Annotated in this window: 20 protein-coding genes; 3 read left to right on the top strand and 17 right to left on the bottom strand. The window is 63.5% G+C overall.

Features of this window, described 5'->3' with window-relative positions:
- Positions 1–12 precede the first annotated feature (12 nt).
- A complete protein-coding gene (locus tag C1A35_RS17885) occupies positions 13–1,431 on the bottom strand; it encodes a DUF1254 domain-containing protein (RefSeq protein WP_104665608.1) in 1,419 nt (472 codons plus the stop codon).
- A gap of 169 nt (positions 1,432–1,600) precedes the next feature.
- Here C1A35_RS17885 and C1A35_RS17890 point away from each other — a divergent pair, with 169 nt between their 5' ends.
- The gene (locus C1A35_RS17890) at positions 1,601–3,820 is read left to right on the top strand and encodes an adenylate/guanylate cyclase domain-containing protein (RefSeq protein ID WP_104665609.1); all 2,220 of its coding nucleotides are present in this window, start codon (positions 1,601–1,603) and stop codon (positions 3,818–3,820) included.
- A 15-nt stretch (positions 3,821–3,835) separates the two neighbouring features.
- Here C1A35_RS17890 and C1A35_RS17895 read toward each other — a convergent pair whose 3' ends face one another.
- The 9 genes from C1A35_RS17895 to C1A35_RS17935 form a co-directional block, all read right to left on the bottom strand.
- On the bottom strand, positions 3,836–4,339 hold the full coding sequence (locus tag C1A35_RS17895; RefSeq protein WP_104665610.1) for a YHS domain-containing (seleno)protein: 504 nt from the start codon (positions 4,337–4,339) through the stop codon (positions 3,836–3,838).
- Between the two features lie 26 nt (positions 4,340–4,365).
- Positions 4,366–4,956, bottom strand: a complete 591-nt coding sequence (locus C1A35_RS17900; RefSeq protein WP_104665611.1) for an ankyrin repeat domain-containing protein — start codon at positions 4,954–4,956, stop codon at positions 4,366–4,368.
- Positions 4,957–5,088: 132 nt separating this feature from the next.
- Positions 5,089–5,748: an aspartate/glutamate racemase family protein gene (locus tag C1A35_RS17905; RefSeq protein WP_104665612.1), complete on the bottom strand. Its 660-nt coding sequence runs from the start codon at positions 5,746–5,748 to the stop codon at positions 5,089–5,091.
- Positions 5,745–7,208, bottom strand: coding sequence for an MFS transporter (locus C1A35_RS17910; RefSeq protein ID WP_199772964.1), 1,464 nt, complete (start codon positions 7,206–7,208; stop codon positions 5,745–5,747). The genes C1A35_RS17905 and C1A35_RS17910 overlap by 4 nt, the downstream gene beginning before the upstream one ends.
- Before the next feature lie 292 nt (positions 7,209–7,500).
- A complete protein-coding gene (locus C1A35_RS17915; protein ID WP_104665614.1) occupies positions 7,501–8,343 on the bottom strand; it encodes a MurR/RpiR family transcriptional regulator in 843 nt (280 codons plus the stop codon).
- A 120-nt stretch (positions 8,344–8,463) separates the two neighbouring features.
- A complete protein-coding gene (ppk2, locus tag C1A35_RS17920; RefSeq protein WP_104665615.1) occupies positions 8,464–9,384 on the bottom strand; it encodes a polyphosphate kinase 2 in 921 nt (306 codons plus the stop codon).
- 104 nt (positions 9,385–9,488) lie between these two features.
- Positions 9,489–10,967 (bottom strand): aldehyde dehydrogenase family protein, encoded by a 1,479-nt coding sequence (locus C1A35_RS17925; protein ID WP_104665616.1) that lies wholly within the window; start codon positions 10,965–10,967, stop codon positions 9,489–9,491.
- Between the two features lie 105 nt (positions 10,968–11,072).
- Complete coding sequence (locus C1A35_RS17930; protein ID WP_104665617.1) at positions 11,073–12,272, bottom strand: MFS transporter; 1,200 nt, start codon at positions 12,270–12,272, stop codon at positions 11,073–11,075.
- A 251-nt stretch (positions 12,273–12,523) separates the two neighbouring features.
- Positions 12,524–13,012: a DMT family transporter gene (locus C1A35_RS17935; protein WP_104665618.1), complete on the bottom strand. Its 489-nt coding sequence runs from the start codon at positions 13,010–13,012 to the stop codon at positions 12,524–12,526.
- An 84-nt stretch (positions 13,013–13,096) separates the two neighbouring features.
- On the opposite strand from C1A35_RS17935, the gene C1A35_RS17940 reads away from it, so the two are divergent.
- A complete protein-coding gene (locus C1A35_RS17940; RefSeq protein ID WP_104665619.1) occupies positions 13,097–14,038 on the top strand; it encodes a LysR family transcriptional regulator in 942 nt (313 codons plus the stop codon).
- Positions 14,039–14,145: 107 nt separating this feature from the next.
- Here the strand turns inward: C1A35_RS17940 and C1A35_RS17945 are convergent, their stop codons facing one another.
- From C1A35_RS17945 to C1A35_RS17975, 7 genes are all read right to left on the bottom strand, one after another.
- Positions 14,146–15,192 carry a Tim44 domain-containing protein gene (locus tag C1A35_RS17945; RefSeq protein WP_440271539.1) on the bottom strand — a complete coding sequence of 349 codons (1,047 nt, stop codon included), beginning with the start codon at positions 15,190–15,192 and terminating at the stop codon, positions 14,146–14,148.
- A gap of 227 nt (positions 15,193–15,419) precedes the next feature.
- The gene (locus C1A35_RS17950) at positions 15,420–17,015 is read right to left on the bottom strand and encodes a GMC family oxidoreductase (protein WP_104665621.1); all 1,596 of its coding nucleotides are present in this window, start codon (positions 17,013–17,015) and stop codon (positions 15,420–15,422) included.
- Between the two features lie 87 nt (positions 17,016–17,102).
- Positions 17,103–18,098 carry a branched-chain amino acid ABC transporter permease gene (locus tag C1A35_RS17955; RefSeq protein WP_199772965.1) on the bottom strand — a complete coding sequence of 332 codons (996 nt, stop codon included), beginning with the start codon at positions 18,096–18,098 and terminating at the stop codon, positions 17,103–17,105.
- The gene (locus C1A35_RS17960; protein ID WP_104665623.1) at positions 18,091–18,978 is read right to left on the bottom strand and encodes a branched-chain amino acid ABC transporter permease; all 888 of its coding nucleotides are present in this window, start codon (positions 18,976–18,978) and stop codon (positions 18,091–18,093) included. The genes C1A35_RS17955 and C1A35_RS17960 overlap by 8 nt, the downstream gene beginning before the upstream one ends.
- A 3-nt stretch (positions 18,979–18,981) precedes the next feature.
- Entirely contained in the window at positions 18,982–19,683 is a 702-nt protein-coding gene (locus C1A35_RS17965) for an ABC transporter ATP-binding protein (RefSeq protein WP_104665624.1), read from the bottom strand.
- A 1-nt stretch (position 19,684) separates the two neighbouring features.
- Complete coding sequence (locus C1A35_RS17970; protein ID WP_104665625.1) at positions 19,685–20,467, bottom strand: ABC transporter ATP-binding protein; 783 nt, start codon at positions 20,465–20,467, stop codon at positions 19,685–19,687.
- Positions 20,468–20,471: 4 nt separating this feature from the next.
- Positions 20,472–21,677: an ABC transporter substrate-binding protein gene (locus C1A35_RS17975; RefSeq protein ID WP_104665656.1), complete on the bottom strand. Its 1,206-nt coding sequence runs from the start codon at positions 21,675–21,677 to the stop codon at positions 20,472–20,474.
- 238 nt (positions 21,678–21,915) lie between these two features.
- On the opposite strand from C1A35_RS17975, the gene C1A35_RS17980 reads away from it, so the two are divergent.
- A complete protein-coding gene (locus tag C1A35_RS17980) occupies positions 21,916–22,860 on the top strand; it encodes a LysR family transcriptional regulator (protein WP_104665626.1) in 945 nt (314 codons plus the stop codon).
- The last annotated feature ends 263 nt before the right edge of the window (positions 22,861–23,123 follow it).

Below are 23,123 nucleotides of genomic sequence, written 5' to 3' on the forward strand. Positions count from 1 at the left end.
AATCCTCGTTGATCAGTTGGCGCGCCGCATCGGCGGGGCTTTCCATTTGCCGTCCAATGCGTCCGGCTTCGGCCAATAGAGCCGCATGGCCGTAAAGAACGGGCCGCTTGGCGCAGGCAGCCAGTTGGCCTCGTTGTCGGGCCCAGGGCTCTCGTACTGGATGTAGAGCGTCACGCCGCCGTCGGCGTCCTTCTTCAGATCCGCAACCATCGGCGAATTGATCAGGTAGCGGTTGAGCGGATTGGCGTAGAGCAGGCTTGCCGGCAGCTGGTAAAGGGTGAGGGACCAGAAGGCGTTGACCGGCGGCAGTTGCCCCGGCTCGAAGCGCAGCGTGTATTTGTTTTCGCCGGAGAGCGGCTTCTTGTCGTCGCTGGTGAAATAGGCGGGATAGATCGCCTCGTCCTTGGAGTTACCGTAGATGCCGAGTACGGCACCGGACATGCGGTCGAGATAGCGGCCGTTCAGATACTCACGGGTGCCGAAGCTGTCGCCGCTCGTTCGCTTTCCGGTATCGAGCTCGGTTTCCTTGAACGCCTTGAAGGCGGCCCAGGCGTCGGCGATGCCGCCTTCGATCGCCTGCTGCATATCAGGAGAAAACGTCTCGAAGTCGAAGCTCTTGCCGCCACCGACATTGATCTTCGCGAAGCGCTCCATCAGGGCGGTTTCGGAAGGGTTCGTCGGGCAGAAGCCGAGGATGAAATTGAGGATCCTGAAGAACTCCGGCGAGGTCTTTTCCTCTTCGGCACTGAGCGGCTTGACGAAATCGACGGCCGCGGCGGGTGCCGGTGCCGGCTGGCCGAGGAAACGCGACAGCGGCTCGACCTTGTAGTCCGCCTGGATCTTCTTGACGTTTTCGATGTCGGCGGGATTGAACATCTGGGTGCGGTAAAGCACGAAGGCGAACTCGGTTTCCGAGCGGATCACCGCCTTGACCCCGGGCGGCGTTTCGCCCTTCCAGCCTGGGCCCGCCAGCAGGAAGCTGCCGGCCTCGCTGCCCGTCGCGCGGCTGCCGACATAGGCGAAGTTGAAAGTGTACATGTCGATGAACTGGAGCGAGTAGTAGCGCTCTTTCTCGATCGCCGGCACCGTCAGGACCAGCGGTTCGGCACGCAGATCCGCGCCGAGAAACGAATAGGGCGTGTCGGAATTCGGCGTCTGGATCGCCTTGTCCTCGGGCGTGTAGACGCGGGCGGTGTTGTTGAGCGTGTTCCAGCCGCTCTTGTATTCGGGATTGCTGCGATCGACGAAGTAGGAATGCTGGATGCGGTAATTGTCGACCAGCGGGAAACCGTAGATATAGGCGTCCTTGGCGATGGCGCGCGCCTCTTCGGCATTAAGGCCGCTATCGGCAGCGTCCGCATTTGTCACTCTGAGCGCAGGCAGCGCCGTCGCAAGGGCGCCAAGCATCAGCAGCGAACGTCGTTTAAGCATGTCAGCTCCCTTCAGATGGTGCCGACGATCGTGCCACTTCGGCGAGGTCCCGCAAGTACGTAACGGTTACGATGCCAGCGACCGCCATCGCCCGAGCGCACCGATGGCGCCGCCTGCCAAGCTGCGGTAACATTGTCGCTGGAGTACATCGCACGTTGAGAGCCCGTCGATGGAGCGCCGCCTCGCTGCCGTCCTGATCGCGGATGTCGCCGGTTACAGCCGCTTGAGCCGGCTGGACGAGGAAGGGACGCGTCTTCGATTCCAGTCGGACCTCGGCAATATCCTCGAACCGCTCTTCCTGGAGCATCACGGGCGTCTGGTGAAGACGATGGGCGATGGTCTGCTGGTCGAGTTCCGGAGCGTCGTCGACGCGACCCAATGCGCGGTCGAAATCCAGCGGCGCAAGGCGGAGGCGGAAGCCGACAAGGCACCAAACGGCGAGAGGCTGGCCTTCCGCATCGGCATCAATCTCGGCGACATCATCGTCGAGGGTGACGACATCCATGGCGACGGCGTCAACATCGCCGATCGGGTCCAGGGGCTTGCCGAGCCGGGCGGCATCGCGATCTCCGGCACGGCCTATGACCAGGTGGTCTCCAAACTGAGAGTCGGTTTTGCCTCGCTGGGCCAACAGGCGGTCAAGGGGCTTGCCGAGCCGATCCGGGTCTACCGGGTGCTTCTCGATCCCGATGCGGCCGGCAAGACCATCGTCGCGAAGAACGGGCGCAGCGGTCCCTGGTTGGGGAGCCTGCTGATTGGGCTGATGGTGCTGGCGCTGGCCGCCGCGGCCGCCTGGTGGCAGCCATGGACGTTGATCTCTTCCCCAGGTCCGGCGCAACGTTTCGCCTACCCGTTGCCGGACCAGCCGTCCGTCGCCGTGCTGCCCTTCATCAATGTCAGCGGCGACAGCGACCACGACCATTTGGCCGAAGGGCTGACGGACGATCTCATCACTGAGTTGTCCAAGGTTTCCGGCCTCTTCGTCATCGCCCGCCATTCGGTGTTTGCGCTGAAGGGCAATGCCGCCAAGATCCAGGACGTGGCCGCCGAACTGGGCGTGCACTACGTGCTGGAGGGCACGCTGCAGCGGGCCGACCAGCGGCTGCGCATCAACGTCAAGCTCATCGACGCGATGAGCGGGCTATCGCTGTGGGCCGAGCGCTACGACCGGCAATATGCCGATCTCTTCGCGGTTCAGGATGATGTCATCGGCAAGATCATCGCCGCGCTGGAGGTCAAGCTCAGCGAGGGCGAGCGCGACCAGCTGGCGCGCATCCCCACCGACAATCTGGAAGCCTACGACAACTACATGCGCGCCGAGCAGCAGGGCCTCATCTGGCGCGATGTCGACACCTATCGCCAGACGCTCGCCTATTATCAGCGCGCGATCGATCTCGATCCGGATTTTGCCGACGCCCATGCCGGTATCGCCCGCGTGGCGGTTGACGTCTGGCGCAACGACTACAACTATCTCTGGTCGGCGGCCGTTGCCCGCAAGATCGCCTATGACGCTGCGGGCCAGGCGCTGAAGCTCGACGCCAACAACGCCCGTGCCCATACGGTGCTGGCGCTGCTGCAACTCGTCGACGGCCGTCCGCTGGAGGCCAAGGAATCGGCGCTTCGGGCCGTCTCGGCGCAGCCGAACGATGCCGAGGCGCTGGCCAATCTGGCGCTGGTGCTGGCGCAGACCGGCGACCATGAGCAGGCGATCGACGATGTCGAGCGGGCGCTGAGGCTCGATCCCTCGCCGTCCTCGAGCCTGCAACTGCTGGCGGGCATCGTCTACTACACCACGCGCCGTCTCGAAAAGGCGATCCCGTTGATCGAAGCGGCCGGCGCGTCCTTGCCGAAGGCGGAGGCGGTGCGCGAGTATCTGGCGTCCGCCTATGCCCAGCGCGGCGATCAGCAGAGTGCCGCGGCGCAGGCGTCGGAACTGCTGAAGCTCTTCCCGGACACCAACCTCAGCTACTACGGCTATCTCTACGACTACTGGCGCGAGGAGGATCTCTATCGCCACCTCTTCGGGCTTCGTGTCGCCGGCATTCCCGAATGGCCCTTCGGCTTCGTCGGTGCGGCCAGTGACCGGCTTGGCCCGGCCGAGCTCAAGCGACTGACCACCGACAAGACCTGGGTCGGCGTGCACAAGAACGGCACGGGCTTCGCCCAGTTTTTCGACAAGGACGGCAACACCGCCTACCGTACGAGCAACACCAACATCACCGGCCGCATCGAGGTGAAGGGCAATCAGCTCTGCGAGAAATATGACGGGTATTTCCTCGACCGCATGGTCTGCGGCTACGTCTACCGCAATACCGCGAAAGGCGAGCGCACGGCGGACTACATCAACGTCACGCCGCAGGCTCTGAAGTTCTTCTCGATCGAGAAGTGACGGCCGCCGGCGATCTCAGCGCGAAGGCTTCGTCCAGTTGATGTTCGCCTTTTCGGTCAGCAGCGTCTGCTCGACCTCGGACCAGTGCTTGCGCGAATCGACCACCTTGTTCGGATTCTTGACGAGCCCGTCGGCGGCACCCGGATCGTAGCTGAGATACAGCTTGTCCTCGATGATGCGCCACGCCTTGGGGTCGATGTTGGTCGTTACCGTGCCGAAGGAAACACCATCGGCGCAATAGCCGCCATATTGTGGCGCATAGCGGGTCGGTTCCCTGATGAACTGGTCACGATGCTCGGCGCTGGCGAACTGCCAGGTGGCGCCAAGCCAGCGATAGCTGAATTCGGGTGAACCTTCGACCGCCTTGTTCTCGGTGAAATAGGCGACCGGGTCATAACCCTTGATCGCCACATCTCCGAAGTAGCCGGTATTAACTGGCTCTTCCGCCAGCGACGGGACAGCGGAAGCAAGGAGCGCCGCTGTCGCCGCGATTGCATATCGTATGGAGTGTCGAGACATGCCATTTCCTCCGTTTCCGGATCCGATCATTGCCGTTTCGTGCATTCGCCATAGAGCCATTCGCCGACAAGCTCGGCCTTCTGGCAGGTCGCGCCGGCCTTCAAGAGAAGCTCGGCGGCCGGCCAATAGGATCGCCAGCCTGCCTGGGTCAGCGGCGTGTAGCCGTTGCGTTCCTTGGCCTCGATGTCGGCCTTGTTGGCGAGCAGGAAGGCGACCACGTCGGCGTGGCCCTCTTCGGCGGCCGCATGCAGCGGTGACATCTTGTAGAAGTTGGCGGTGTCGTTGACGGCGGCGCCCTTGGCGACAAGCAGCTTGACGGTTTCGAGATTGCCGCCATAGGCAGCGGCATGCAGTGCCGTCAGGCCACCCTTGTTGCGGATCTCGATGTCGCTGCCGCGATCGAGAAGGAGTGCAACGACCTCGGGGCGTCCCTTCAGGGCCGCAATCAGCAGCGCCGGCTCGCCGGCCGCATCGGGCTCGGTTATGTCGGTTCCCTGATCGAGCAACTGTTTGACGCGTTCCGTGTCGCCGTCCCGTGCCGCGTCATGCAAAGGACCCGCGCTTGCCGCCGCGGCGAAGAACGCCACCGCGGCCAGCGAAGCAAAGAGAGATTTCATCGCGTAACCTCCGCCCCAGCTTCGGTCTCGCCAATTAGGAAGGGCGAAAATACCACAGGGCGGCCGGCGGAAACAGGCATTAGCGCCGCCCGATCCATACTCCTTTTGGGTGTCTGCGATGAGGAATGCCTGTCAGGCGGCGACCTGCATCAGGTCGAGCATGCGGCCGATCGCGCTCGGGATCGGCGCGATGATCGGTGTCGAGAACATCGGCTGAAGCTCGTCGGCCGCCTGACCGAGCGGGCCGCCGCCGATGATGACCGCCTCTGCGCCGTCCTCTTCGATGCATTGGCGGACGGCTTCGCCGAGCGCCGAAAGCAGTCGCTCCGGGTGGGCGGAGAGCGCGAGCGGATCGCCGGGCGTGCAGCGGATGCCGGTATATTGCGGCCAGACGCCGAGGTCGCGGGCGCGATCGTCGATCGCCTGGATCAGCTCCGGCGTCGTGGTGGCGACGCCGAACCTGCGGCCGCTCTGCGAGGCCTCGATCATCGAGGCCTCGCAGATGCCGATCACGGGGATATCGAGCCGCTGCTTGAGGGCGGCAAGGCCGGGATCGCCGAAGGCGCTGACGACGATGCCGAGGCATCCGGCGTCGTGCTTTTGGCCGATCTCCACGACCTCGGCAGCGGATGCATCCAGCTGCTCCGGCGTGACGATCATCGGCGGGTTCCGCATGGCCGTGGCGACTGCCACGGCCATGCGTCCTGATGCGGCCCGGCGTGCGATGGCGACCATCATGTCGCTGGTGGCACGCGAACTGTTCGGGTTGATCAGAAGGATATGTGCGCTCACGTTCTCAGTTCCACGCCGACTTTGATTTCGGAAGTGTCAGCCTTTGCGAGGTCGGCATCGGCAGGCTGGGTGAGGTCTTCCATCGACATGCCGTAGGTCTCGGGCCCGAGCTGGATGCAGAAGGCAAAGACCGCATACATGCCGGCGGCAAGACCGAAGACACCGACCATGCCGTAGACGTCGAAGAGCGCGCCGGCGATGGTGGGGATGAAGGAGCCCGCGGCCGAACCGGTTGCAAGGATCAGCGCCACGCCGAAGGCGCGGATGCGGGTCGGGAAGAGTTCCGGCGCATAGATCCAGATCGAGGTGTTGAGCAGCAGCACGAAGAACTGGAAGATCGCGCCGAACATCAGCACCAGATAGATGTTGGTGCCGAGATAGGCGATCGAGACGGCAGCGAGGCAGGCGAACACGGCGCCGAGTGTGAGCACCTTCTTGCGCGGGAAGTAATAGCCGAACATCGAGGCGGCGATGGCGCCGAGCACGCTGCCGCTCTGGATGATCATGCTGTAGAGCAGGCTGCCCTGCAGCGTGTAGCCCATGGACACGAAGATGATCGGCATCAGCGTCAGTACCGAAAGCTGGGCGCCGTAGCTCATCAGGATGGCGATGGCGACGGGGATGGTGCGGCCGATGAAGGGCGCACGGAAGAGTTCCTTCCAGTCGCTCTTGGCCGGCTCCTCGTCCTTCAGGTGATCCTTGGTCAGATACTCCTGGACCTTGAGATTGCGCGGGCGAAGCGAGCCGGAAGCAAGGATCGACAGCACCTTGTTGGCTTCGTCGATCTTGCCCTGCGAGGCAAGGAAGCGCGGCGTTTCCGGCACGAAGCGGCGGTAGAAGACGACGAGCAGGGCCGGGAGGGCGAGGGCTGCGAAGAGCCAGCGCCAGCTGTTTTCACCCGGGAAGAGGGTGAAGATCATCAGGCCGAAGGCAGGCGCCAGGAAGTTGCCGAAGCCGCCGGCGCCGACATTGACGAGACCGGCCGCCGTGCCGCGGAATTTCGGCGAGCAGAATTCCGACAGCATCGTGACGGCGGTCGAGATTTCGCCGCCGACGCCGAAGCCGACGATGGCGCGGGCAAAGCAGAGTGTCGCAAAGTTCGGCGCCATGGCGCAGGCGGCCGAGCCGATGGTGAAGAGCAGCAGGTTGATGGTCAACATCACGCGCCGGCCGTAGCGGTCGCCGAGGATGCCGGAAAGCAGCCGGCCGATCGCCGCGCTGCCGAAGGTAATGGTGTTGAGGAAGCCGATGTCGGTGCCGGTGAGGCCCCAGTGTTCCTTGAGGATCGGGCCGGCGACGCCGATGGTGTTCTGCTCGAAGCTGTCGAACAGGCAACCGATGAGCACCAGGGCGAGGATCTGCTTGTGGGCGCCGGTGACGCCGATCTTGGTGAAGGCTGATTCCAACTGTCTGATGACCGGCGATGACCTGCCGGAAGGCACCATATTTTCCGCTGCCATGGTTCGTTCCCCTTTATGGCTTAACAACGTGAAAATGTGAAAACTCAGTTTCATGAAATCTACATCATGAAATCCTGGTTTCATAGAAGATTCTATGACGCGCTGCGAAAGGAAATGGCCGCCCGCAACCCAGATTAGGGAAAGCAGATTTCGTGCCATCCCAAGAGAAACCAAGGTTTCTTGTTTACCGTCAAAAGCTTGGCGGCAAATCACGATCGAACGAGGAGTTGAAACTCAGATTTCTTATGCCTGAAAAATGTTCTGGAGTTTCAGGCAAATGCCCAATCGGCGCTCACAATTCCTCAAGCGCGTCGTTGATGGCTTCGATGCCGCGCAGACGGTTGCGGCCGGAAGTGCCGGCGATTTCGATGCACCGGGTGGTGAGCAGATGGCAAAGCGCCATGACGGAGACATGGTTGAAGAGCGGCCCCGGCGCCAGCGTCTGGCAGCGGAAGTGCCATTCCGCCTGGTTGAGGAAGGGAACGCCCTCGTCGGTGATGTAGAGCAGCCGCGCACCTGATTTTTCGAGCTGTGCGAGAATGGGTTCCATCAGGGAAACGCGCCGGCGCAGACCGAAGAGGATGACGACATCGTCGCTGCCGATGCTGACCAGATGTTCGCCGAGCGTCTGGCCGCCGCCCGGAATGGCGGCGATATTCTCGATCACCTGGGTCATCTGCCATTGCAGGTAGGTTGCGAAGGAATGGCTGGCACGAAAGCCGATGACCCAGACCTTGCGGGCACCAAGGATGACGGTCGCCGCAGCTGTCACCTGGGTTTCGGAAATGGCGAGAAAGGTCGCCTCGATATTGGCGACGCCTTGCGCCACATGGGAGGACAGCGACTGTTCGCCGCCGCTGTCGGTGGCCGTTGCGAGGAACAGGCGCGAGCCCGTCTGCTTGTCGGCGCGGGCATGGCGGCGCGCCTCCTCGTAATTGTCGTAGCCGAGCCGCTGGATGAAACGGGAGACGGTCGCCTTCGACACATGCGCCAGCGCCGCCAGTTCCTGGGCGGAGTAGCTCGCGACCTCTCCGGGAAAATCGCAGAGGAAATCCCCCAACCGCCGTTCGGCCGGATGCAGCTCCGGCAGCACCTGGCGGACCCGCGTGAGGAAGGAGCGTTCTTTCGGGCTCATGTCGATTCCATGAAACTGTCGTTTCACGGCAATCTCTGATTTTCGCGGGGATATTGCAAGCGAGGCGGGCGGGTGCCGCCTCGCTTTAAACTGCGGCCGACGGGCGCAGTTGCCTGCGCGTCAGTATTTTGAGGGCACGTAGAGCTCCGGCGGCAGCACCTTGCGCTCATAGTCCGGGTTGAAGACGCGCTCGGGCAGGGAGATTTCCTCGTGCGGCACATCCTCGTAGGGGATCTGCGCCAACAGATGGTCGATGCAGTTCAGCCGGGCGCGCTTCTTGTCGTTGCCTTCGACGATGTGCCAGGGCGCTTCGGGAATGTTCGTGCGGGCGAAGGTCTCTTCCTTGGCCTTGGTATAGGCCTCCCAGCGCACCCGCGACTGCAGGTCCATCGGCGAGAGCTTCCACTGCTTCAGGGGGTCATGGATGCGCACGAGGAAGCGCATTTGCTGCTCCTCGTCGGTGATCGAGAACCAGTACTTCACCAACCGGATGCCCGAGCGAACCAGCATGCGCTCGAATTCCGGCACGTCGTTGAAGAACTGGTCGACCTGGTCCTCGGTGGCAAAGCCCATGACGCGCTCGACGCCGGAGCGGTTGTACCAGGAACGATCGAAGAGCACGATCTCGCCACCGGCCGGCAGGTGCGGCACGTAGCGCTGGAAATACCATTGCGTCTTTTCGCGGTCGGACGGCGCCGGCAGCGCGGCGACGCGCACGACGCGCGGGTTGAGCCTTTGGGTGATGCGCTTGATGACACCGCCCTTGCCGGCGGAATCGCGGCCCTCGAAGATCACCACCACCTTTTCCTTGTGGTGGACCACCCAGTCTTGCAGCTTGATCAGCTCGGATTGCAGCCGCAAGAGCGTGCGGAAGTACTCGATGCGCGGGATCGAAGGCGGGTGGCTCTTGCGGTAGATCTTGCGGATCTCTTCCGACAGCGCCGGCTCGGAAAGCTCGAGCTCGTAATCCTCATCGATCGTGTCGGCCAGTTCCGCTTCGAGCCAGTCCTGCGTTTCGATATCCTCGTTGGACCTGATCATCTGACCCTCCGGATTGAGTTGCCCGCAGCAGCTTTGCTTGCTGCTATCGTTAGTCGGCTTATTTCACAGCCGCATGAAGGGAATTTGACGTTCGCGGTTTCAGCCTATCCCTTCAGATACCAGCCCCAGGGTTCGTCCGCATCGAAACTGGTGATCTGCTTGGTCTCGAGATAGTTGGACAAGCCCCAGCGCCCGAGCTCGCGGCCGATGCCCGACTGCTTGTAGCCACCCCAGGGCGCCTCGGTGAAGGTCGGCTGCGAGCAGTTGATCCAGACGATGCCGGCGCGAAACGCGCGGGCAACGCGCTCGCAACGGTCCCTGTCGGCCGACATGACGGCCGCCGCCAGCCCGAAACGGCTGTCATTGGCCATGCGGATTGCGTCGGCCTCCTCGCGGAAGGACTTGACGCAGACGACCGGGCCGAAGATCTCCTCGCGCCAGACATAACTGTCTTCGCGCATGTCGGTCAGCACCGTCGGCTCGAGGAAGTAACCGCTGTTGAGGCCGGCCGGCCGGCCGCCGCCCGCAGCCACCGTCGCACCGTCCTGGCGGGCACGGTCAATGGCGCCCATGATCTTGTCATACTGGCCTCGGGACACGATCGGTCCGAGCAGGGTGCCGTCCTCCAGGCCATTGCCGATCCTGATCTTCGCGGCCTCCGCGCAAAGGCGCCTGACGACGGTCTCGTAGATCTCCTCTTCGACGAGCACGCGCGATGTCGCCGAGCAGACCTGACCCTGGTTCCAGAAGATGCCGAACATGATCCATTCGACGGCCTTGTCGATGTCGCTGTCGGCAAAGACGACGAAGGGCGACTTGCCGCCGAGTTCCAGGCTGACATTCTTGATGTCCTGGGCGCCGGCCATCATCACCTTGCGGCCGGTGACGACCGAGCCGGTGAAGGCGAGCTTGTCGATCAACGGATGTTCGGTGAGCGGCTGGCCGGCGTCCTGGCCGGTGCCGGTCAGGATATTGAGCACGCCAGGCGGGAGCCCGACCTCCTCGGCAATGACGCCGAGCTCAAGCGCCGTCAGCGGCGTCAGTTCGGAAGGTTTCAGCACGATGGTGCAGCCGGCGGCAAGCGCCGGGGCCACCTTCCAGGAGACCATCAGCAGCGGATAGTTCCACGGCGTGATCGCCCCGACGACGCCGAGCGGCTCGCGTACCGCACGCGCGGTGAAACGATTGTCGCCAACCGCGATCGTCTCCTCGGGATTGGCGTCCAATTCGTCGGCGAGGCCGGCATAGTAGCGAAAGCAGCCGGCGGCATCGTCTATGTCCCAGAGCGCCTCCGGCAACGGCTTGCCATTGTCGGCCACTTCAAGCCGCGCCAGGGAATGGCGCTTCTCTTCGATCTTTTCGGCGATCGCCCTCAAATAAACGGCGCGCTCGGCGCCTGACAGTTTCGGCCAGGGACCGCTGTCGAAGGCGATGCGGGCGGCCTTTGCGGCCCGGTCCACATCCTCGTAGGTCGCCGCCGGCGCACGATGGATGATCTCCTCCGTCGCCGGATCGATCACGTCGAGCGTGCCGCCGCGCCGCGGTTTTTCCCATTTGCCGTCGATGAACAGCCGATCCTGCATGCCATACCCCTTTTTAGCCCGGGGCAAGTATGGCCAGTCGAAACGAAACACGCCAGCCGCAAGTTACGGCTGGCGTTGATCTTTTTCGGATTGGCGGGCCGGTCTTCAGCGGTCGCCCGCTCGGCGCTTAAGGAACGGCAGGACCGGCAGCACGGCGCAGGCGCTGGCAAACAGCCAGAACTGCCCGAGGGTCATGAGACTGCTCGTATACAAGGCGCCGGAGACTATGCCGACGATCAGGCAGACATCCATCAGTGGCAGGCTGATGGCGTAAAGGACCGTCTGGCGTTCCAGAGACAGGCAGCGCTGCACAAGGGTGAAATACGTGGCGAAAGCGACCATCTCCGGTATGCCACCGACGATCAGCAGTCCACCGGCCACGAGGTGGTTGGGGGCAAAGATCAGCGCGAAGGTCGAGAGGCCTTCGAGCAGGCTGGCGACGAGATAGGCGCGAAGCAGCGTCCCTGTATTGGTCAAGGCCCCGGCCAGCCGGTGCGAGACGAACGCGCCGATCAGGGCGCCGGCACCCTGTGCGGCCAGAAGCAAGGTCCACATTTCCGGGCCCAGATGGAACTGGTCACGATTGAGCCAGAACAGGAACGGCTGCAGCGCACCGAGCGAGACCATGTAGCCGAAGGCAGGCAACAGCAAAGCCCAAAGCAACGGCTTTTCGCGGAGGATCGCAACGGCCTCCCTTCCGAAACTCGATGCGGGCAAGGGCGCCGGTTGCTGTTTTGCAGGCTCGTTGCACGGTTGAAGCATCAGCAGCCAGGCTGCGGCGATCTGGGCGAGTGCCAGCGCAAGAAGTGTCACCGTGATCGAGGTGGAGGCGACGGCGAGACCCGCCGCCGGCGGTGCGAAAATCTTGGCGAAGCGGTCGATGGCCTGGAAGGCGGTGTTGGCCTCCATGTTGCGGCCGGCGGGAACGACGCCGGCGCGCAACGTCAACAGACCCGGCGTGATCACCGCATCCGCAGCGCCGATGACCAGGACGACCATCTGCAATGTCATTGCGTCCGGTGCGAAGGCAAGGCCGGGGATGGCGACGGCGGTCGCCGACAGGGCGCACAGAACGGGAAGGCGGGGGCCGCTGCGCCGCAACAGCGTCGCGACGAATGGCGCAAGCAGGAGGCTCGGCAGCAGGCGCAACGCAAGACTACCGACCAGTTCCGCACCGGCGCCGAAGCGGCTTGCAACGACCAGGGGAAGTGCTGCGACGAGCATCCAGGAGCAGAAGGAATCGACGGCGAGAGCGAGGCTGATGCGCCGGAAGGCGGCATGGCCCCAGAGATTGGAACTTTTCATAAGGAGAGCCCGATGAAACGCAATCGACCTCGGGTCAGCTGCACTGGGCAGGTGAGATGGGATCGACGCGAACAGGAATGGCCCGCTCAACAGGCGGACGGTTCTGGGCTCACAGCTGCAAGCCCCGCCTTGCGGGGCAAATCAGGCCATCAAATGGGGTTCGCTCGACATGACCGGCCATCTACCATGGGCGCTTCAAAGGTGGCAAGCGGCAGCCGGTAGCTGCCGCTGTGTCGGGGTGCGGGCCATGGCTATCGCGTTGCGTTGGCCAGGGCCGGCGTGACATTGGCGATCTGTGTGATCACCATGCCGCCGACGATAAAGAGCAAGCCGGTCAGCCGCGCCGCATTGACCGGCTTTTGCGGGAAACCCATGAGGCCGAAATGGTCGATCACCATGGAAATCACCATCTGGCCAGCGATGACGGCGACAATGAAGCTTGCCGCGCCGAGCTTCGGCGCAAGGAGGAGAGCCGCGGTGATATAGATCACGCCGGCTGCGCCGCCGATCCAGATCCACCACGGACCCTTGAATGCCATAGCCAGGGTAGGCAACGGCACGCGTAAGGCGATCAGCATCGGCAGGATGAGGACGAGGCTGACGCCGAGCGAGACGACCGTTGCCCAGAGCGGATGGCCGAGGAGGCGGCCAAGATTGGCATTGGCGCCGGCCTGGAGGGGGACGACGGCGCCGGCGAAGATCGCCGCGGCAAGCATGAGGAGGGAGGAGTATGTGGGCATTGTTTTTTCCTTCTTGATTGATCCCTTATCCATCATCGATTTCAAGAATGGAAATTCCGAATTTTCACGTGTTATATTCGTTTCATGAATAATCTTGGCGCGGTCGATCTGAACTTGCTGGTGGTGCTCGACGCCCTCCTGGCGGAGCGCCACGTCTCGCGTGCGGCCATCCGGCTGAACAAGAGCCAGCCTGCGGTCAGCCATGCGCTGGCGCGCTTGCGCGCCCTCTTCGACGATCCCCTGCTCGTGCGCCATGGCGGCCGGCTCGAGCCAACGGTTCGGGCGCTGGAGATCGCGCCGCAGCTTGCCGAAGCGCTTGCGCATATGCGCCAGCTCATGGGGTCTCAGCCGTTCGATGCGGCGCGCGAGGGCCATGTCTTCCGGCTGGCGATGTCCGACTACGCCGCCCTTGTGCTTTTGCCGCAATTGATGACGGTGCTGCGCCGGCAGGCGCCGAACGTCGACCTCATCGTCAGCCAGGCGAGCCGCGAAGTGATGATGGCGCAGGTGGTCGACGGTGAGATCGATCTGGCGCTCGGTGTTTTCCCGACGCTGGCCGATGATCTGAGGACGTCGCTCTTGTTCGAGGAGCACTTCGCCTGCCTGGCGGATGCCGCGAGCCTTGGCGACAAGAGGACGTTGGATCTCCCGGCCTATCTGCAGCGGCCGCATATTCTGGTTTCGCTGCGCGGCGATACCGGCAACGAGATCGACCTGGCGCTGGCTGAAGCGGGGCACAAACGCCGCATCGCGCTGGCGCTGCCGCATTGGAGCGCTGCGCCCGGGCTCGTGCTCGGTACCGATCTGGTGCTGACGGTCGCACGCCGGATCCTGCCGCAGGATGCCGGGGCCGGGTCCTTGGCGGTTTTTGATCCGCCCTTCGCCATCCCGCCCTTTGCGTTCCGGCAGATCTGGCACCGCCGGCGCGACGGCGATCCCGCCCATCGCTGGCTGCGGGACCTGATCGGCCAGCTTCTCGTCCCTACGGCGCCGCGCGTCTTATCAGACGCGCAAAGGTCGCTGTAAACCTTTGCAGTAGGGCACGGTTGCGGCGATCGCGCAGCGCTGAAAAGCGAAAGGCCCGGTGCGGCGGAGCCGACCGGGCCTTTCGTGCATTTCATTTCGCCTTGGCGTCAGTCGTGGCTGACGCCCTGGATCGCCGAAACCTGCCAGTCGGCGCCCGGCTTGCGGACGAAGGTCCACAGTTCGACCGCTTCCGTCAGGTTGTCCGGATCGCCGCTGATCACCTTGCCGGTGGTGCGGTCGCGCATGACGTCGATGCTTTCATAGCGCATGGCGACGGTCGCAAACTCGGTTCCGTTTTCCGACCAGGCTTCGGCGACATCACCCTGGACGAGGTGCACGTCGCGCACATCGTTCTTGACGCCGCTCGTCGCGTTGTCGCTGAGCTCTTCGGCCAGATAGGACATGGCTTCCGGCGTCGTCAGGCGACGCAGCGTGCCATAGTCTTCCGCAGCGTAGGCGGCCTGCACGTCCTTCAGCATCTTTTCGAACTGTTCGAGGTCGGTCCCCTGGATGCCGATTTCATCGGCCGGCCCGTCGGTGACGGGCGCCGGCTGAGGCGCGGCCTGGGGGCGTGCATTTGCCTGGCCGCCGGCCTGGCCGCCGCCGATGCTCGGGATCTTGAACGACGGCATGCCGTTCGACGGCGACTGGCCCGACGAGCGCTCGGACGGGCCGGCATAGGCCGTCTGCTGGCGGTTGCGGCCGAAGAAGCGCATGGCCAGCATGATCAGGCCACCGATCAGCAGCATCTGCACGATCAGGCCGAGGAAGCCGGCAGCGCCGCCGAAACCACCGCCCATCAGCATGCCGATGAGGCCGCCGACCATCAGGCCGCCGAGCAGCGAACCGCCAAAGCCGCTGAAGAAGCCCGGACGGGCGTTCGGCTGGGTGGCGTTGGTCGGGCGCGTCTGGCCGGCTGCCGGATTGGTGGCGGCCGGGCCAGCGTCCTGACGCGGCGTCATCGAGCGGTCGATCGGTGCCGCGTTGGTCGGCGCGGTACGGGTGACCGGCGGCTGCGAGAAGGTGCGGGTGCCGCGGCTGCCAAAGCCGCCGCCCGAGCGCCGCGCTTCGGCGACGTCCACAACGGTCAGCGCGACGACCATGCCGATCGCCATCATTGCCAGAGTTCGTCCAAAACGCCCAAATAGCTGCATTGCCATCACAACCCCTAATCTTGCTTGGGCTCGAAGTCCGAGCCATCAGGGCCTGATATAGGGGCTCAGGCCCTGAGATTTAAGCTTTCCGCGTCGCTTTTTGGCCAGTTTACCGTTATCCGACACCGCAATCCCGGCTGAATCCGACATGGAATCAGCACCTTCGGCGGGAGCCGCGTCGCGCAAGTCCTGGTGCTCCAACCATGCCCGCTGTTGCCGGACAAGCCCTAGTGATTGGCCGCCAGGATCATCGTCGCCGCCTTTTCGGCGATCATGATCGTCGGCGAATTGGTGTTGCCCGAGGTGATCGTCGGCATGATCGAGGCATCGGCGATCCGCAATCCCTTAAGGCCCCGCAGGCGCAGTTCCGGATCGACGACGCTGTCGGGATCGGCGCCCATGCGGCAGGTGCCGACCGGGTGGAAGATCGTCGTGCCGATATCGCCGGCGGCGCGCTTCAGGTCGTCCTCGCTCTCATAGGACGGGCCCGGCTTGAACTCGACCGGATTGAAGCGGGCGAAGGACGGTTGCCTGACGATCTGCCGGGTCAGGCGAATGGCGCTGACGGCGACGTTGCGGTCGGCTTCGGCCGTCAGGTAGCGCGGGCGGATGTCCGGGGCCGCAGCAAAATCCGGACCTTTCAGATGCACGGAGCCACGGCTCTCTGGACGAAGGTTGCAGACGCTGGCGGTGATCGCCGGGAAGGAATGGACGGGCTCGCCGAACTTGTCGAGCGAGACCGGCTGCACGTGATATTGCAGGTCCGGCGTTTCCTTCTCCGGACCCGAGCGGGTGAAGATACCCAGCTGGCTCGGCGCCATCGCCATCGGGCCCGAGCGTTTCAGCAGATATTCGAGCCCGATCGACGCCTTGCCGAAGAGCGAGTTGGCCTTTTCGTTGAGCGTCGGCACGCCCGTCACCTTGTAGGCCATGCGCAATTGCAGGTGATCCTGCAGGTTCTCGCCGACGCCCGCCCGTTCGTGACGGACTTCGATGCCGTTTTCCTTCAGCACGTCGCCGCGGCCGATGCCCGAGAGTTCGAGAATATGCGGCGAGCCGATCGCACCGGCGGAAAGCACGGTCTCGCGGGCAGCGCGGGCACGTTTGACCACACCGTCGTGCTGGAACTCGACGCCGGCGATGCGGTCGCCCTCGATGATCAGCTTGCGCACATGCGCCTTGGTCAGGACCGTGAGGTTGCCGCGCTTCTGCGCCGGGCGCAGAAATGCCTTGGCCGTGTTCCAGCGGATGCCCGAGCGCTGGTTGACGTCGAAGTAGCCGGAGCCCTCGTTGCTGCCGCGGTTGAAATCCGGTGTTTCGGGGATGCCGGCCTCGGTCGCCGCCTTCTGGAACGCGTCAAGCACGTCCCAGCGCACGCGCGCCTTTTCCACCCGCCATTCGCCGCCGGCCCCGTGCATGTCGTTTCCGCCGCGATAATGGTCCTCGGATTTCTTGAACAGCGGCAGCACGTCGTCCCAGCCCCAGCCGGCGCAGCCGAGCTGGCGCCAGTGGTCGTAATCCTCGGCCTGGCCGCGCATGTAGATCATGCCATTGATCGACGAGCAGCCGCCGAGCACCTTGCCGCGGGGGTAACCGAGCGAACGACCGTTCAGACCTTCTTCCGCCGCCGTCGTGAAGCACCAGTCGGTGCGCGGATTGTTGATGCAGTAGAGGTAGCCGACCGGGATGTGGATCCAGTGGTAATTGTCGCGGCCGCCAGCTTCCAGCAGCAGCACGCGATGGCGCGAATTTTCAGAAAGGCGGTTGGCAAGCACGCAGCCGGCGCTACCCGCCCCGACGACGATGTAGTCGAACGTGTCCATGGTTCTCTCTCAATGTTCGGGGCTCGATCCTTGGCTCATCCGGATCGGGCTATGGCTCCCTCCCGCCGACGGGGCGGGAAGGGCCAGCTACTGTCTGTGTTCAAATCCAAGCTTGCGGCCGAGCCGCGAATGATAGAACTCGCCGACGATGCCGCGCCGGAAGACCAGCACGCAGACCATGAAGACGAGGCCGGTGATGATCGTCACCGGGAATTCGGAGGTTGCGAGATAATTCTGCAGCGTCACGACGAGACCGGCGCCGAAGAGCGGGCCGATCAGCGTGCCGATGCCGCCGAGCAGCGTCATCAGGATCACCTCGCCCGACATCTGCCAGCCGACATCGGTCAGCGTGGCAAACTGGAAGACCAGCGCCTTGACGCCACCGGCAAGGCCGGTCAGCGCTGCCGACATGACGAAGGCCGCGAGCTTGTAGTTGCGCACGGAGTAACCGAGCGACACGGCGCGCGTTTCGTTCTCGCGGATCGATTTCAGGATCATGCCGAAGGGCGAGTGGATGATGCGCCAGATGATGGCGACGCCGATGACGAAGACGCCGAGCACGAAGTAGTACATGTTCGTCGACTGGCTGAGATCGATGAAGCCGAAGAGGTGGCCGCGCGGCACGGACTGGATGCCGTCCTCGCCCTTGGTGAACTCCGCCTGCAGGCAGAAGAAATAAAACATCTGCGCCAGCGCCAGCGTGATCATCGCGAAATAGATGCCCTGCCGGCGGATCGCCAGATAGCCGACGATCAGCCCGAGAAACGCCGCGCCTGCGACGCCGACGAGAATGCCGAGTTCCGGCGGCAGGCCCCATTCCTTGACGGCATGGGCGGTGAAGTAGGCCGCCCCGCCGAAGAAGGCCGCGTGGCCGAAGGACAGAAGGCCGGTATAGCCGAGCAGCAGGTTGAAGGCGCAGGCAAAGAGCGCGAAGCAGAGGAGCTTCATCAGGAAGACGGGGTAGAAGAACAACGGCGCCAGGATGAGGAGCGCCAACCCCAAGCCCAGGAACACCGTCTGGGCGACGACCGGGCTCTTTTCCTTCGGTTTTTCGATGTCGAGTGTCAGCGTCATATCAAGCATCCCGGCCGAAGAGGCCTGCCGGCCGTATCAGGAGAACGATGGCCATGATCACGAAGATCACGATGTTGGAGGCCTCCGGATAGAAGACCTTGGTCAGCCCCTCGGCGACGCCGAGAAGGTAGCCGGTGACGATCGCACCCATGATCGAGCCCATGCCGCCGACGACCACCACGGCGAAGACGACGATGATGATGTTGGAGCCCATCAGCGGCGAGACCTGGTAGATCGGTGCTGCAAGCACACCCGCAAGGGCGGCAAGTGCTGCTCCGAGCGCATAGGTGAGCGTCAGCAGGAAGGGCACGTTGATGCCGAAGGATTGCACCAGCACCGGGTTTTCGGTTGCCGCCCGCAGATAGGAGCCGAGCTTGGTCTTTTCGATCACAAGCCAGGTGCCGATGCACACGACAAGCGAGAAGACAATCACCCAGCCGCGATAGATGGGCAGGAACATGAAGCCGAGATTGGTGCCGCCGGCAAGGGCCGCCGGCGTCGCATAGGGCTGGCCGGAGGCGCCATAGAGATAGCGGAAGGTGCCCTCGATCGTCAGTGCCAGGCCGAAAGTGAAGAGCAGGCCATAGAGGGGGTCGAGCGTATAGAGGCGTCTCAGCATCGTGCGCTCGATCACCGCGCCGACGAGGCCGACGGCAATGGGGGCGACGACCAGCGCCGGCCAGTAGCCGAGACCGAAGTGGGACAGCAGCAGCCAGGCGAAGAAGGCGCCGAGCATGTATTGCGCGCCATGGGCGAAGTTGATGACCCGCAGCAGGCCGAAGATGATGGCAAGGCCGAGGCTGAGCAGCGCATAGAACGAGCCGTTGATCAGCCCGATCAGGAGCTGCCCGAGCAAGGCCTGCATGGGAATTCCGAAAATCGTACTCATCGCTCAGACCCCCAGCACATCATGCAGCGTGTCCATGCGGGCGGAAAGCTCCGAAACCGGGAACTCGCCGACCATCTGGCCATGGTCCATCAGATAGAAGCGGTCTGCGACCTTGCTCGCGAAGCGGAAGTTCTGCTCGACCAGAAGCACGGTCATGCCGCGCTGCTTCAGGGTTTTCAGCACGTCGCCGATGCGCTGGACGATAACGGGGGCAAGTCCCTCGGTCGGTTCGTCGAGCAGCATCATGCGCACGCCGGTTCGCAGGATACGGGCGATCGCCAGCATCTGCTGCTCGCCGCCGGAAAGCTTGGTGCCGGGGCTGCTGCGGCGCTCGTAGAGGTTCGGAAAGAGCTCGAAAATCTCGTCGATCGTCATGCCGCCCTTGGCGACCGCCGGCGGCAAAAGCAGGTTTTCATGCACCGACAGCGTCGAAAAGATGCCGCGCTCTTCGGGAATGAAGCCGAGGCCGTGATGGGCGACCCGGTGTAGCGGCACCTTCATCAGGTCCGCATCGGCAAAACTGATCTCGCCCCTGCGCTTGCGCACGATGCCCATGATTGCGCGCAGCGTCGTCGTCTTGCCGACGCCGTTGCGGCCGAGCAGCGTCACCATCTCGCCTTCGCCGACGGAAAGGTCGACGCCGTGCAGGATATGGCTTTCGCCGTACCAGGCGTTGAGGCCGGAAACTTTCAAGAGCGGTTTCATCTCAGGCCTCCTCGGTGCCCATATAGGCGGTGCGCACGCGCGGGTCGGCGGACACCTCGGCGTAGTCGCCCTCCGCCAGGATCTCGCCGCGCTGCAGCACGGTGACGTGGTGGCAGAGCGTCGAGACGACGGAGAGGTTGTGCTCGACCATCAGCACGGCACGTTCGCGCGCCACCTCGCGGATGATCTCGGCAACCATGCCGACATCCTCGTGGCCCATGCCGGCCATCGGCTCGTCCAAGAGCAGCACCTTGGGATCGAGCGCCAGCGTCGTTGCGATTTCGAGCACGCGCTTGCGGCCATAGGAAAGATCGGCGGCAATGGCATTGCGCTCCCGGTCGAGACCGACCGAGCGGATCAGCTGGTCGGCCTTGGCGTTGAGGCTGTCGAGCGCCGAGATCGGTTTCCAGAACTGGGTCGCCAGCCCGTTCGGTCGCTGCAGCGCAACGCGCACATTGTCGAGCACGCTCAGATGCGGAAAGACGGCGGAGATCTGGAACGAGCGCACCAGCCCCATGCGCGCCACCTTGTCCGGTGCCGTGCGGGTGATGTCCTCGCCAAGCAGCGTGATCGTGCCGTCGGTCGGCTGCAGGAACTTGGTCAACAGGTTGAAGACCGTCGTCTTGCCGGCGCCGTTCGGACCGATCAGCGCATGCACGCGCGCATGATGGACGTCGAGATTGACGTTGTTGACGGCGGTGAAGCCACCAAAGTCGCGGCGCAGGCCGCGGGCGGAGAGAACCACCCGCGGCGCGCCGTTCGGTTCGTTGACCGGTGCGCCCATCGCGTCAGGACTTCACGAGGTCGCAGCCGCTCTTGGCCGGATCGATGAAGGCTTCGGCACCCGGAATGGTGGCGAGCACCTTGAAGTAATCCCAGGGTTCCTTGCTTTCGTCCGGCTTCTTCACTTCCAGAAGATACATGTCGTGGATCATGCGGCCATTCTCGGCGACCTTGCCGTTTTCGGCGAAGACATCGTTGACCGGCAGCGCACGCAGTTCCTTGGCAACGGCATCGGCGTCGTCCGTGCCGGCCTTCTCGATCGCCTTCAGATAGGAAAGCACGGCCGAGTAGGTGCCGGCATGCACCATGTTCGGCATCTTGCCGGTGCGCTCCATGAAGCGCTTGCCGAACTTGGCGCTTTCTTCGTTGCGGTTCCAGTAGAAGCCTTCGGTGAGCGTCAGGCCTTGCGCCGCTTCAAGCCCGAGACCATGGACTTCGGCGAGCGTGAAGAGCAGCGCTGCCAAGCGCTGGCCGCCCTGGACGATGCCGAATTCGGCCGCCTGCTTGATGGCGTTCGAGGTGTCGAGGCCGGCATTGGCAAGGCCGATCACCTTGGCGCCGGAGGATTGCGCCTGCAACAGGAAGGAGGAGAAGTCGGTGGTTGCCAGCGGATGGCGGACGGAACCGACGACCGTGCCGCCGTTTTCCTTGACGTAGTTGCTGGTGTTTTCCTCGAGCGAATAACCGAAGGCATAGTCGGCGGTCAGGAAGAACCAGCTGTCGCCGCCCTGCTTGACGAGCGCGCCGCCGGTGCCGACGGCCAGCGCATGGGTGTCATAGGCCCAGTGGAAACCATAGGGCGAGCACTGCTTGCCGGTGAGCTCGGTGGTCGCTGCACCGGTGTTGATGGTGATCCTCTTCTTTTCCTTCGACAGCGCCTGTACCGCAAGGCCGACCGAGGAGCTGGTCAGCTCCATGATGCTGTCGACCTGTTCGGTATCGTACCATTGACGGGCGATGTTGGAGGCGATGTCGGCCTTGTTCTGGTGGTCGGCGGTAATCACTTCCACCGGCACGCCGAGCACCTTGCCGCCGAAATCCTCGACCGCCATCAGCGCCGCCTCGTAGGAGGACTTGCCGCCGAAGTCGGCATAGACGCCGGACTGGTCGTTCAGGATGCCGATCTTGACCTTTCCGTCGGATGCATCGGCGAAAGCGGCCGTGCTGCTGGCAAGCATCGCTGCCAATGTTACGATCAGTTTCTTCGTCATCATGTCCTCCTCCAGGGCTTGGAACCGTAACGAAACACAGCGCAAACGCGCGCGCCGTTTCCGGCACGCTGTCAGCAACGCCGGATCGTCCATTTCGTTCTGTTCATATTTGGCCAGACATGCTCCTCAGATGTCGGCTCTATCCGTTACAATCCGGAAAAAACCGCTTGGATGCAAGCGCCGCCGACCGTAAATTGCAAACAGGGTCTGTTCATTTTCGAACAGATGGGGAGTGACAATGAATCCGAATTTCACATGGGACGATCTGCAGTTCTTTCTGGCGGTCGCCCGCACCGGGCAATTGTCGACGGCGGCGCGCAGGCTCAGAACCAGCCACGCCACGGTTTCGCGGCGGATCGACCGGCTGGAATTCGCGCTCAAGGTGAAGCTGTTCGAGCGCAATCCGCGCGGCTACGTCCTGACCGGTATGGGTCAGCGCTTCATCGAGACGGCCGAGCGCATCGAGCGCGAGACCGAACAGCTGCAGCTCGACATCAATGATGGGCTGACCGCACAGCGCGGCGTGGTGCGGCTGAGCACGCTCGAAGGCTTCGGCAATTTCTTCCTCGCCGACCGGCTGGCGGATTTTGCCGCGCGCTACCCGAACGTCTCGCTGGAGCTGGTGGCGATCCAGCAGATCATGTCGCTGTCGCGCAAGGAGGCGGACATCCAGGTGGCGCTGACGGCGCCGAAGGCCGGCCCCTATCATTCCGAGGTGCTCACCCCCTATACGCTGCATGTCTATGGCGCACGCAGCTATCTGGCCAGGCATGCGCCGATCACCGGTCGCAACGACCTCGCGGCGCATCGTTTCGTCGGGTACATCGAAGACATGATCTTTGCGCCCGGCCTCGATTATCTCGGCGAATTGCAGCCGGGACTGCGGGCGCATTTCCAGAGTTCGAGCATTCTCACCCAGCTGAAGGCGGTGCGTCAGGGACTTGGTCTCTGCGTGCTGCCGCACTTCATGGCGCGGGAGGCAGAGGATCTGGATATCGTTCTGCCCGACGAGATCGAGCTCAAGCGCACCTATTGGATGGTATGCCATCGGGATCTCCTGGCGGTTCCACGGGTGAGGGCGGTTCGGGAGTTTCTGCTGCAGACGGTCCGGGAGAATCGCGGCGATTTCATCCGCGAGGCGGCGCCGTTGCCGGTGAGCGCGCGGCGCGTGTCGCGACCGTAATGGGTGTCGGATCATGGCGGGATTGCGAATTCCCGGTGTCCGGCCGGTGATTTGCGGCCCGATAGCGCGGGAAAGCGGTCTTCAAAACCGACCGAATTTATCAACAGCCTGTATTTATGTTTTATTTCAATGGGTTGTCTGTTTTTGAAGTTTTTTTGAAGATGTCTGTTGACGTCTGCGAGGTGTGGGGTCTATAAGCCCGATCACTGACGAGGGCGGCGGCGCTGCTGGCGACGACGACCTTCGCTCTAGAGTTTCCTGGT

Origin of the sequence: Ensifer adhaerens, assembly GCF_002940685.1 — a bacterium.
In the GTDB taxonomy this organism is placed as follows: domain Bacteria; phylum Pseudomonadota; class Alphaproteobacteria; order Rhizobiales; family Rhizobiaceae; genus Ensifer; species Ensifer adhaerens_E.